At 38.6% G+C, this 11579-nt stretch carries 11 protein-coding genes and 1 riboswitch; of the genes, 5 read left to right on the top strand and 6 right to left on the bottom strand.

What is annotated here, in order from left to right; genetic code table 11:
• Nucleotides 1-32: 32 nt before the first annotated feature.
• A complete protein-coding gene (locus tag WDJ61_RS01610) occupies nucleotides 33-896 on the top strand; it encodes an AraC family transcriptional regulator (RefSeq protein ID WP_338752721.1) in 864 nt (287 codons plus the stop codon).
• A gap of 119 nt (nucleotides 897-1015) precedes the next feature.
• On the opposite strand, the gene WDJ61_RS01605 is transcribed toward WDJ61_RS01610, so the two are convergent.
• The 3 genes from WDJ61_RS01605 to WDJ61_RS01595 form a co-directional block, all read right to left on the bottom strand.
• A complete protein-coding gene (locus tag WDJ61_RS01605; RefSeq protein ID WP_338752720.1) occupies nucleotides 1016-2191 on the bottom strand; it encodes a GTP-binding protein in 1176 nt (391 codons plus the stop codon).
• Between the two features lie 137 nt (nucleotides 2192-2328).
• Complete coding sequence (gene rpmG, locus WDJ61_RS01600; protein WP_338752719.1) at nucleotides 2329-2478, bottom strand: 50S ribosomal protein L33; 150 nt, start codon at nucleotides 2476-2478, stop codon at nucleotides 2329-2331.
• A 174-nt stretch (nucleotides 2479-2652) separates the two neighbouring features.
• On the bottom strand, nucleotides 2653-3183 hold the full coding sequence (locus WDJ61_RS01595) for a GNAT family N-acetyltransferase (RefSeq protein ID WP_338752718.1): 531 nt from the start codon (nucleotides 3181-3183) through the stop codon (nucleotides 2653-2655).
• Nucleotides 3184-3566: 383 nt separating this feature from the next.
• On the opposite strand from WDJ61_RS01595, the gene WDJ61_RS01590 reads away from it, so the two are divergent.
• The 4 genes from WDJ61_RS01590 to WDJ61_RS01575 all read left to right on the top strand — a co-directional run bounded on the left by WDJ61_RS01590 (nucleotide 3567) and on the right by WDJ61_RS01575 (nucleotide 8239).
• Nucleotides 3567-5417: an SLC13 family permease gene (locus WDJ61_RS01590; protein ID WP_338754651.1), complete on the top strand. Its 1851-nt coding sequence runs from the start codon at nucleotides 3567-3569 to the stop codon at nucleotides 5415-5417.
• Nucleotides 5418-5516: 99 nt separating this feature from the next.
• A riboswitch (SAM riboswitch) is annotated at nucleotides 5517-5623 on the top strand.
• 90 nt (nucleotides 5624-5713) lie between these two features.
• Complete coding sequence (locus tag WDJ61_RS01585; protein WP_338752717.1) at nucleotides 5714-6727, top strand: methionine ABC transporter ATP-binding protein; 1014 nt, start codon at nucleotides 5714-5716, stop codon at nucleotides 6725-6727.
• The gene (locus WDJ61_RS01580) at nucleotides 6717-7388 is read left to right on the top strand and encodes a methionine ABC transporter permease (protein ID WP_338752716.1); all 672 of its coding nucleotides are present in this window, start codon (nucleotides 6717-6719) and stop codon (nucleotides 7386-7388) included. Before WDJ61_RS01585 ends, WDJ61_RS01580 begins: the two co-directional genes overlap by 11 nt.
• 20 nt (nucleotides 7389-7408) lie before the next feature.
• A complete protein-coding gene (locus WDJ61_RS01575) occupies nucleotides 7409-8239 on the top strand; it encodes a MetQ/NlpA family ABC transporter substrate-binding protein (protein ID WP_338752715.1) in 831 nt (276 codons plus the stop codon).
• Between the two features lie 130 nt (nucleotides 8240-8369).
• On the opposite strand, the gene WDJ61_RS01570 is transcribed toward WDJ61_RS01575, so the two are convergent.
• From WDJ61_RS01570 to istA, 3 genes are all read right to left on the bottom strand, one after another.
• Nucleotides 8370-9230 (bottom strand): LysR family transcriptional regulator, encoded by an 861-nt coding sequence (locus WDJ61_RS01570; RefSeq protein WP_338752714.1) that lies wholly within the window; start codon nucleotides 9228-9230, stop codon nucleotides 8370-8372.
• Between the two features lie 217 nt (nucleotides 9231-9447).
• Nucleotides 9448-10221: an IS21-like element helper ATPase IstB gene (istB, locus tag WDJ61_RS01565; RefSeq protein WP_338752684.1), complete on the bottom strand. Its 774-nt coding sequence runs from the start codon at nucleotides 10219-10221 to the stop codon at nucleotides 9448-9450.
• Between the two features lie 2 nt (nucleotides 10222-10223).
• Nucleotides 10224-11474 (bottom strand): IS21 family transposase, encoded by a 1251-nt coding sequence (gene istA / locus WDJ61_RS01560; protein WP_413789039.1) that lies wholly within the window; start codon nucleotides 11472-11474, stop codon nucleotides 10224-10226.
• Nucleotides 11475-11579 lie beyond the last annotated feature (105 nt).

Below are 11579 nucleotides of genomic sequence, written 5' to 3'. Positions count from 1 at the left end.
AACCGTTATGATTTCATTAAGGAGTGAGCGATATGGGATGGGTTGAATCGATTCAGACAGCAATTGATTACATGGAAGAACATTTACTTGAAAATATAACAATTGACAGTATATCGAAACAAGCAAATGCATCGGTCTTTCATTTTCAAAGAACATTTACCATCTTAACAGATATATCTGTTGGTGAATATCTTCGGCGGAGACGTTTAACGCTCGCTGCACAAGAGTTGGCAAATACCGACCACAAGATCATCGATATCGCCTATAAATATGGCTATGAAACTCCCGAAGCTTTTTCAAAAGCCTTTCGTCGGCAACATGGCATTAAACCTAGTGATGTACGAAAGAACGTTGGCAAGCTAAAGTCTTATAATCGCCTGGTCATTCAGGTAAGTCTGAAAGGAGCGGAACCTATGAAGTATAAAATTGTTGAAAAAGAAAGCTTTCAAGTAGTCGGGGTCAAGCGAGAGTATTCATGCACTAACGATGAAAACCTTAAAAGCATCCCTAAATTTTGGCATGACGTGCATATAGATGGCACAGATGACTTACTGTTTCAGTTGAACAATGGAGAGATCAAAGGGGTACTTGGTATATGTGCTAATCATAAGAATGAAGCATCCACACAAACGATTGATTATTGGATAGCCACAGCCTATAACGGTGATACATCCAAGGGATTACAAACCCTTGAAATACCAGCATCAAAATGGGGAGTGTTTGAGGTACATGGCCCAATGCCTGATGCTATGCAAAAAACATGGAAAATGATCTTCTCTGAATGGTTTCCATCTCATCAGTTTAAGCATGCTGGAACCCCTGAATTAGAAGTGTATTCAAATGAAGATCCATCAAGCCCTGATTTATACTCCGAGATTTGGATACCGCTAAAATAAAGTGAAACTTCAATCAGTGGGGTCTTACAGCCTGTTAATGCGGGATAAAGAAGCCAAAACACGCAAATGTTACTTTTAGACATTTGCGTGTTTTTAATAACGATGAATGGTCTCTGGCATTACTGCACAGTCGGCAACGGATCCTCTAATCGTTTCCAATCACTTTTCATTTCACTATCCGTTAATAAACAAGCATCGAGCATCGCTTCAATCTCAGCTGCATCCATTTCATGACCAATGATCACTAACTGCTGTTTGCGGTCGCCAGTGATAGGATCCCACATTTTCCGCAACTCAGGCTCTTCGTTAAACAGCTGCTCTCGTTCTTGTTCCGATAAATCAGCAACCCATTCACCCGCATATTCAAGCATAATGGACGGCCCCGCTTGTGAAAGCAAAATCGTCTCACTTGGCCGCGTAGCAAGCCAAATAAACCCTTTCGAACGTATCACTTCCACAGGTAAGTCATGCCAAAATTGCTCAAAGCGACCTGGATGAAACGGAATATTTCGCTCATAGACGAAAGAAGAAATACCAAACTCCTCTGTTTCTGGCGTATGCTCCCCGTTTAACTCCTTAAGCCAGCCTACGCTTTGGCTTGCCCGTTCAAAATCAAATAAATTCGTTTGAAATAATTGATCAGTAGGCACTTTTCCAAAAGATGATTCAATGATGTGGGCTGTTGAATTCAGCTTTTTCACAAAACCATATAAAGCAATTTTCGTCTCCTCATCAACCAGATCAATTTTATTCAGTACAATCACATCAGCAAATTCAATTTGATCAATTAATAAATCCACAATTTCTCTTGTATCTTCTTCTCCTGCTGCCTGCTTGCGGTCAATAAGTGATTCACCAGAAGAGTAATCATGCCAAAAACGAAAAGCATCGACCACTGTGACCATTGTATCTAATTGACAAGAAGCCGTTAAATCGATTCCCAACTCTTCATCTTGATATGTAAATGTTTGAGCAACCGGCAATGGTTCACTAATGCCCGTCGACTCAATCACAATCCCATCGAGATCGCCTTTTTTCGCCAATTTATCCACTTCAATGAGTAAATCTTCCCGTAATGTACAGCAAATACAGCCATTTTGCAGTTCAATAAACTTCTCCTCTGTTCGTCTGAAACCATTTTGATTCACAAGATCGGCATCAATATTAATTTCACTCATATCATTGACAATGACCGCTAGCTTTTTTCCATCACGATTGGCCAGCAAATGATTCAGCATGGTTGTTTTTCCTGCACCAAGAAAACCACTTAAAACGGTTACCGGTATTTTCCCCATCTTTCTCCCCCCACTCTTTTGAAAATCGTTATTATTTCGTTTTAAAGATGATGAATGATTCTTCTGCACGCACTTCTAGCATCAGAAATGTTGCGGGCGCTTGATCCAAGTTCAAGCTCTGCCAATCCATCATCGTTTTATTTCGTCTCGCGATGAAGTGTATAACGCTTTAAACGCGGACAATATTTCTTTAACTCTAAACGCTCTGGATTATTCCGTTTATTCTTCGTCGTCATATAATTACGGTCTCCCGTTTCTGTACATTGTAACGTAATATTTACTCTCATAATTTGTCACCCTTCCTTTTTAATCGTAATCATTACGATTTATTATATATGCTATTGGCTCTTTTATCAAAAGTCAAGTGTTTTTGAGAAAAGGACATTGCATATTTTATACGACTAATATGTAATGTCCTTTCTTCTTTACTAACACACTCGTTAATTTAACAAAAGTTGAGTTCAATTTTTGTACTCAATTAACCAACAATCCTGATATTCACCTTCGTGAAGCTCATGTTTAGGGAGAGTTCTAATTTTTTTAAAACCACACTTTTTATAACACTTTAAAGCCCTTGTATTTTTCATTTGAGGGTCCATAACTACTCGGTCTGCTTGCTTGTGCTCGATTAAATATTTCACCATAGATGTAACAAGTAACGTTCCAAACCCTTTATTCCAATACTTTACTTCACCTATGAATTGGTCTATTCCATAAATATTATCATCAAGGTATCCATATTCTTTTTTTGTTTCATCATCTAATTGATAATATTGGATATATCCTATTTCGTTGTCTTCATATTCCACAATACATTTAACTGTATCATCCTTGGAAACATAAAAAACTTCATTAACCTTATCTAAATCAAAAGGATTGTCCCTTCCTTCATAAAATTCAAGAACAGTTAGATCAGAAAGCCATTTTACCAGAAAGTATTTATCTTTTTCCTTTAATTTACGAACTTTTAAATTACCATTTTGAAATAACATAGTATCCCTCACCCATTTTTCAACAAATCTTAGAAGGCAATTCGCTTCTTTATATTCAATTAACCTGTCTAGTTAGTTGAAGATTTTTAATTTTTCTTTTCAATAATTCAATATGAAAAAGGTATATTCCTCTAAATTTTTTCATTTAATTGACTCCTCATGTTCATTTCATCATATCCCACATTCATATTATTTCCAATTGAATGATCGTTAACGTGATCAAATAATAAACTAGTATAGTAGTTTATTTTTCATAGGAAATGAGCACATTGAACCACCTTGCTTATTCCACGAAGTATTCACGTTTGTTAGTAAATATCCGGAATGTATATAGTAAAATAGTTAGAGACAACTGATTATAATGACCTAAAGAAAGGAATCCGATTATTTTGCAGCTGACTTTAACATTTGTCATTTTAGGGATTACGATTGTTTTATTTATGATGAATCGTCTGCGGACGGATCTTGTAGCGATGCTCTCCTTGCTTGCCCTTGTCTTGACTGGAATTTTAGATCCGACCGAAGCTTTTGCAGGTTTTTCTAATTCTGTTGTGATTATGTTGGCTGGATTATTTATCGTAGGGGCCGGTATTTTTCGTACAGGGCTTGCACAAATGGCGGGAAATCTCCTTCTTCGCTTCTCAGGAGATAGCGAGAAGCGATTATTTGTTTTGCTGCTCGTTATTGTTGCTTGTGTGGGTGCTTTTTTAAGTAATACAGGTACGGTTGCTTTAATGATACCGATCGTTGTCAGCATTGCAACGAGTATCAATAGCAGTCCATCCAAGTTTTTAATCCCATTATCCTACATGGCCAGCTTTTCGGGAATGTTAACACTCATTGCCTCTCCCTCTAACTTAATTATTAGTCAAAGCCTTGTGGATCACGGCTATGACAAGCTTGGTTTCTTTGAGATCACGCCAATTGGTATCATCGGTGTCATCACTGGAATTATTTATTTATTTCTTGTTCGTAACCGCTTGCTACCTAACGAAAAAAATAATAGCCAGTCCAAAGCAGAACATAAACTCTCTCCTAAACAGCTTGCCGTTGATTATCAATTAGGCGGGCGTTTATATCGAGTAAAAGTACCGGATGATTCAGAAATAGTAGGAAAACGACTAGCTCAATTAAAAATCCCAGTTCAATATCAATTATGCATATTGAAAATTAGTCGAAAATCAACAGATGGGATTAACCTTTTGCCTGTTACTTATCAAGAAATGGCTGGTCCAGAAAGCATCGTTCAGCCGAAAGATTTGCTGTATATTCAAGGTTCTCTCGACAATGTCAAAACGTTTGTTGAAGATTATGCGTTAATATTAGAAGACGAACAATCAGAAGCAAATGAACTCGTTTCTAAAGAGCTAGGCATCGCAGAAGTGCTGTTAACTCCTCATTCTAGTTTAATTAATAAAACCGTTAGAGAGGTTGGCTTCCGCGAAAAATACAATTTAAATATTATCGGGATTAACCGTCAAGGTGAATATGTGTTACAACAAATGTCTAAACAACGACTTCGATTTGGTGATGCGCTCTTAGTTCAAGGAGCATGGGATGAAATTGAACTGCTGGCGAGAGAAACGAAGGATGTTGTCGTTATCGGGCAACCAAAAGAACACGCAAGTATGGCGGCAGCAAGTGGAAAAGCTCCCATTGCTGGTGGAATTATGTTGTTGATGATTTTACTGATGGTATTTGAAGTCTTCCCTGCTTCCATCTCTGTTTTAATCGGTGCAGTATTGATGATTGTGACTGGATGTGTTCGAAATATGGACGATGCGTATAGTCGGATCAACTGGGAAAGCATTGTCTTAGTTGCTGCTATGCTACCGATGGCTACAGCCTTAGAGAAAACGGGTGGGATGACGATTCTTTCAGAAGGAATTGTTCAATTGCTTGGTGGATTTGGTGCGATGGGTGTTCTCGCAGGCATTTATTTTTTAACGATGGTCTTCAGCCAATTCATTAGCAATACAGCTACTACTGTGCTATTTGCACCTATTGCTTTCAATGCCGCGATTAGCATGGATGTGAATCCTGCCACTATGTTAGTTGCTGTAGCTGTCAGTGCCAATATGGCCTTTTCCACACCTGTCGCTTCCCCATCGAATGCTCTTGTGATGACAGCGGGAGGCTATAAGTTCACGGACTTCGTGAGAGTGGGTGTGCCATTGCAAATATTGGTGATGATCGTCATGATGGTGGTCATTCCATTGTTCTTCCCATTATAATTAAAATTTTCAAAAAAGTATTTGACAATAACCAAAAAGCATTTTATGATATAGAACATACCTTTCAATAAATTACTTAAAACACATTTGAATAATTGGAATTTATCACGAGTGACCGAGGGATAGGCCCTATGACGTCCGGCAACCCCCATATGATGGGAAGGTGCTAATTCCTACAGAATGGTTTTCATTCTGAAAGATAAATCGACCGTTTCTTAAACGATGCTTCTTTCATATATGGAAAGAAGCATTTTTTATTTTTCAGGAAATTTATACATAGATAAGAGGGATTCCTTATGTTACAGATTCAGAATCTTACAAAAATATATCAAACAAAAAAGAAACAGGTAACAGGCGTTGACGATGTGTCGCTCACCATCCAAAAAGGTGAAGTATTTGGCATTGTCGGTTACTCAGGGGCAGGTAAGAGTTCCCTGCTTCGCTGCATCAATTTATTAGAACGCCCAACAAGCGGTAGCATCGTCGTTGATGGGAAAGATTTAACGAAATTACAAGGATATGCTTTACGTAAAGCCCGCTTAAAAATCGGGATGATCTTTCAACACTTCTACCTCATCAGTCAAAAAACTGTCGGTGAAAACATTAGCTTCGCTTTAAGGGCAGCCAATACACCAAAAGAACAGATTGCTAGCCGAGTACGCGAACTATTAGACATGGTTGGGCTTGCAGAGAAAATAGATGTCTACCCCGCTCAACTTAGCGGCGGACAAAAACAACGGGTAGGCATTGCAAGGGCGCTAGCCAATAATCCATCGATCTTACTTTGCGATGAAGCGACGTCCGCACTCGATCCCAAAACGACCATATCTATTTTGCGGTTGCTGAAAAAAATTAATCGTGAACTGAATATCACTATCGTCCTCATTACTCATGAAATGGATGTCGTGAAAGAAATTTGTGATCGCATGGTCGTCATGCAAGATGGGAAAGTGATCGAACAAGGTCAGGTGTATGATATTTTCGCCAATCCAGAAAAAATGCTAACGAAAGAGTTCATTAGTAGTGTCGTATCCTTTGACTTGCCGCCATCGATTGGACAGAGCGTGAAAGGAAAAATCGTAAAAGTATTATTTAAAGGAGACGTTGCTGGTGAAGGAGTGATTTCCGATATGCTCCAAAACTTTGACGTGAAAGGAAATTTTCTACATGGAACGATTGACTATATTCAAGAAAAGCCGCTAGGAATCTTTCTAATGGAATTACAAGGACAAGAGGATAACATTGCAAAAGCAAGGTCCTATATGGAAAGCCGTGGCGCTTATGTGGAGGTGATTGAACATGTTATTTGATGTCCAGCATTTCATTGATATGTTACCAGACATTTGGAAAGCTTTCGGTGAAACTTTGTTAATGATCGGTATTTCTTTAAGCATTTCACTTATTGTTGGTTTACCGCTTGGCATTATTTTATTTGTCACAGATAAAGGCCTCTTCTGGGAAAATCGCTTTGTGAAAGGAATTTTAGGTTTTATCGTCAATATGATTCGTTCCATTCCGTTCATTATTTTGCTAGTCGCCCTCTTCCCTCTGACTAAATTATTAGTCGGAGATACGATTGGACCGATTGCAGCGAGTGTTTCACTATCCGTAGCTGGTATTCCGTTTTTTGCCCGTCTTGTCGAAACATCTTTGCGAGAAATTGATAAAGGCGTCATTGAAGCAGCGATTGCAGTTGGAGCGACTCCTTGGATGATTGTAAAAGATGTCTTATTACCCGAAGCGAAATCAAGCGTCGTACAAGGGATTACACTAACGATTATTAGCCTTGTTGCCTATTCGGCTATGGCTGGCATCGTCGGTGGTGGCGGCATTGGGGATTTAGCCATTCGCTTCGGCTATTACCGCTATGACAACACAATCATGATTGCCACAGTCGTCATTTTAATCATCATTGTACAACTGATTCAACAGACGGGAGATTTAATTGCCAAAACCATTGATAAAAGATAAATAGAGAAGGAGAAATCAACATGAAGAAGTTTTTATTAGCAGCACTTGTATTAATATTAACTACTGCACTAGCAGCTTGTGGAGGAAAGGATGACAAGAGCGAATCAGCTGATGCCAGCAAGGAAATCAAGCTTGGAGCGACAGCTGGTCCATATAGTGATATGTTGAAAAAAGCCATCATCCCACCATTAGAGGAAAAAGGCTACAAAGTAGAACTAGTTGAATTCAGTGACTATGTCCAACCAAACAAAGCATTAGATGCTGGCGATATTGACGCTAATTTATTCCAACATAGCATCTACCTTGAAAACTTCGCCAAAGAAAACAATATGAAATTAACAGGCTTGATTATCGTACCAACTGCACCAATGGGCTTCTTTGCTAAAGAGTATCAATCCATTGATGACATTAAAGATGGTGCTCGCATAGCAATTGCTAACGACCCATCTAATGCTGCACGCACACTACTTTCTTTGCAAGAACAAGGGTTAATTAAAATTGACCCTAACATTGAAGAGCTAAAAGCATCAGAGAAAGATGTCATTGAAAACCCGAAAAACCTACAATTTCAACCAATTGAAGCAGCTGGCCTACCACGCGCAATCGAAAGTGCAGACATTGCCGCTGTTCCTGGTAACTTTGCATTAGCAGCAGGATTAGACTTACAAAAAGCATTGTTTTTAGAAGATATGCCTGATCAATTCCGTAATGTTATAGCTGTAAAAGAAGAAAACAAAGACTCACAGTTATCAAAAGACATCATCGAAATCGTTGAATCAAAAGAATTTGAAAAAATCATCGACACTGAATTCAAAGGTTTCGGTAAGCCAGAGTGGATGAAAAATCGTTAATCAAAACCTTCAGACTCATGACAAGGCGTTTGTCATGAGTCTTTTATTTTCCTATTCAAACCTATCAATTACATAAGCCGATCTAATTCCCAATCAATCATTGAATCTGTCACATTCACTTTTTTCACGCTTAATTTTCAAACTTTGACAAAAACCTAGATAATTTCAATCCGATTTCCCTAGTCTGAGTAACTAATGAAATCGATCTCTTTTCTCCAAAATTAGTAATCGGCAACGTAAAAATCTGTTGATGACTGACATGCTTAACCATCATTTCTGGTGAGATCGTGATTCCCATTCCAGCCGACACCGCTCCAAAAACGAAATCACCAAAAGCTACTTCACTAACTATGTTTGGTTTACACCCTAATGATTCCATTTGATGAATAATCCTCTTTCTCGTATCACATGGAGCTTGGTGAACAATCAGCGGTTCTTTACATAAATCAGCAAGTTCAACTGCTTTTTTTGATTGAAAAGGATGTCCTAAAGGAACCACGGCACAATAAGGCTCCGTAAACAATTCACAACTCCATAACGAACTCTTTGTATACATACTGTCAATAAAGGCAGCATCGAGTCTTCCTTCCTGTAATGACCTTACCAATTCTTCAGAAGTATTTTGAATCATTAAATTGATTGGTCTACCTAAGAAATTAAACCCTTTAATCCTCGAAGGTAAATAGTAAGTTGCCAAACTAGGCAAACTCCCTATCGCTATCGGATGATCCTGAAAAAATGTTCGCAATTCTTGACGAATAGCATTTAATTCAGCCATAACAGGCTTAATCCGAGCATAGAACCTTTCTCCAGCTTCTGTCAGTTCGATACCTTTAGAAGTCCGATGAAATAATATGACATCGAGATCATTTTCCAAATGGCGAATATGTTTACTTAATGCTGGCTGAGAAATATTATTTAAATTTGCAGCTTTAGATAAACTTTTTTGATTAGCAGCATCAACAAAACTTTGCAACCACTCTGTATTCATCCATTCTTCTCTCCAAACGTTATAACTTTTTGTTATACCCTTCTAACACAATGATGGTTCTTTTTCATTAGATAAAATGCTAGTTTTTAAAATATGGATATGATTCCAAGTATAACATATCGTTTGATCAATCATTTTTACACACTAAAGGAGCGTTACTATGAGACAAGTGTCAATACCGGCGTAAAATTCCCCAAAAATGCCGGAATAAAAATCCTCACTTTTCCGATTCTATCGCTGGAGGAGTTGGGAAGATCCCAGCTTTTTTCTTTTCCTCCATGCGATATGAATCACCTTTAATATTAAACGTAACGGAGTGATGGAGGAGACGGTCCAGAATCGCCGTCGCCAGTACATCATCACCGAAAGTTTTTCCCCATTCTACATAGGATTTATTCGATGTAATGATCATCGCACCTTTTTCATAACGCTTTGAAACCACTTGAAAAAATAGATTAGCTGTTAAAGTATCAAACGAAAAATAGCCGACCTCATCCAGAATAATTAAGTCCGGTTTACAGAGACGATTGATTAAGTAATTCATCGTTCCTTTTTTAGCTGCTTTTTGGCATTGTTCACCTAAGTCATCCGCTGTCATAAATAACACATGATAGCCTTTTGCGAGTGCTTCTAAGCCAAAACCAATGGCTAAATGGGTTTTCCCGACACCTGGCGGTCCTAAGATCAAGCGATTTTCCCCATTCGCAATAAAGCGACATGTGAGCGTTTCTTTTACGCGTTGCTCGCTAATACTTGGTTGAAAGCTAAAATCAAAATCATGAATCGTTTTGCTATAGGGAAATCTTGCTTTTTGTATGCGCTTTGTGAGTGCTTGAGCTTCTCGCTGCTCCCATTCTTGCTTCACAAGCGTGTCAAGAAAGTCAAAATATGATACATTATTGGCAGAAGCACTTTCAACTAATGAATCTAGTTGATGTGCCGTTTGCTGCCAACCTAACACTTTTAAGCGTTCTTCGAGTAATGAGTACACAATTAATCACCTTCCTCGAGGGCAGCGTATTCAGCCAATGATCGATGGACGACATTGGATGTTGGAGTAGGAGAATCTGGGGTCGCCAAACCATTTAGATTCATTTCCTGCTCTTTTTTTGTTCCAGGTAAACCACTGTAATGGCTACTTTCTAGCGTCATTTGACGCTTTCCATCGATCACTGGATGTGTGGCTATACACTCGTGTTCATCATAAATTTCTAGTATGGCTTCATCGTTTTCCCGAATCTTTAAACGCTGTCCGACAAATCGATAAGGGACAGAATATTGATTCCCTTTATATGAAATCAAGCAATCCTTACTCACTTCCCGGAGTTCCCATTGTTGAATAGGGTATAAAGGTTTTATATTCCACGCAAGTAATAATCCTCGCTCTTCCTCAAATCGTTCATTCGGTGTTTGTTGCGTAGTTTGGTTTCTTTTTTTATGGACAACCTCATCTAGCCATTTTCGTACTTCATAATTCAGTTCTTCTAATGTTTCAGGTAGACGACGCTTCAAAAAATTCGTTTTTAAATAAGCAACTGCTCGTTCTACTTTTCCTTTTGTTTGAGCCCTGTAGGGCTTACAGGCTTTAGGGATAATCCCGTAGTAGTTGAGGAAATCCTCGAATTTTTTGTTGAAACGAATTTGCTTCAAGCTATGTTTGGTGACCACAGTACGCATATTATCGTAAAGCAACTGTTGCGGCATCCCATAAAAATAACTAAAAGCGTTCATATGACATTTCATCAAGGTTTCTTGTGTCATATCGGTTGTAAATTCAATATAGCGTTTACGGGAATAACTTAAGATCATGATGAAGGCATAAAGCGATCGTTTTTCCCCATTAACCATAAATTCACCAATATCTTCTGCCCAATCCACTTGCGCTTGTCGTCCTGGAGCTGTTTCAAACCGCACGGTTGCTTGTTTCTTGGGGGCTTCTCGGTACGGTTGAACAAAATCTCGAAGGATCGTACTTTTGCCTTGATACCCCATCGCACGAATTTCCTCAATCAGTACAGCACAATTGGTCGTGCCTTCTTTGATACGTTCCAACAAATAAGGCTTGTATGGATCTAGTTTGCTTGGTCGCTTGGCACGCGGCTTTGATTGAGGTGAACTTTCAGCATTGATATAATTCCTCACCGTTTTTCGATCAAATCCAGTTTCCCTGGCGATAGCACTTATGGCCCAGCCTTTCTGTTTCAATTCTCGAATCATCAAAAAATCCTCCAACAATAACGTCATTCCTACACTTCCAATCTATCTCTAATCGAAATAGATTATCTGTGATAACTGGGGAATTTTAAACCGTTATTATTGAGGATTTTAACACCGGTATTCACAACAAGT

It is taken from the genome of Bacillus sp. FJAT-52991, assembly GCF_037201805.1.
In the GTDB taxonomy this organism is placed as follows: domain Bacteria; phylum Bacillota; class Bacilli; order Bacillales; family Domibacillaceae; genus Bacillus_CE; species Bacillus_CE kandeliae.
The sequence above is the reverse complement of the archived record's forward strand: the minus strand, read 5'-3'. Positions and strand labels throughout refer to the sequence as shown.

Bases quoted from the DNA above. Each gene is read 5' to 3' on its own strand.
- WDJ61_RS01605 (WP_338752720.1), bottom strand. From the start codon at position 2,191: ATGGGGAAAATACCGGTAACCGTTTTAAGTGGTTTTCTTGGTGCAGGA.
- istA (WP_413789039.1), bottom strand. From the start codon at position 11,474: ATGACGTTATTGTTGGAGGATTTTTTGATGATTCGAGAATTGAAACAG.
- WDJ61_RS01570 (WP_338752714.1), bottom strand. From the start codon at position 9,230: ATGAATACAGAGTGGTTGCAAAGTTTTGTTGATGCTGCTAATCAAAAA.
- rpmG (WP_338752719.1), bottom strand. From the start codon at position 2,478: ATGAGAGTAAATATTACGTTACAATGTACAGAAACGGGAGACCGTAAT.
- WDJ61_RS01575 (WP_338752715.1), top strand. From the start codon at position 7,409: ATGAAGAAGTTTTTATTAGCAGCACTTGTATTAATATTAACTACTGCA.
- WDJ61_RS01580 (WP_338752716.1), top strand. From the start codon at position 6,717: ATGTTATTTGATGTCCAGCATTTCATTGATATGTTACCAGACATTTGG.
- WDJ61_RS01595 (WP_338752718.1), bottom strand. From the start codon at position 3,183: ATGTTATTTCAAAATGGTAATTTAAAAGTTCGTAAATTAAAGGAAAAA.
- WDJ61_RS01610 (WP_338752721.1), top strand. From the start codon at position 33: ATGGGATGGGTTGAATCGATTCAGACAGCAATTGATTACATGGAAGAA.
- WDJ61_RS01585 (WP_338752717.1), top strand. From the start codon at position 5,714: ATGTTACAGATTCAGAATCTTACAAAAATATATCAAACAAAAAAGAAA.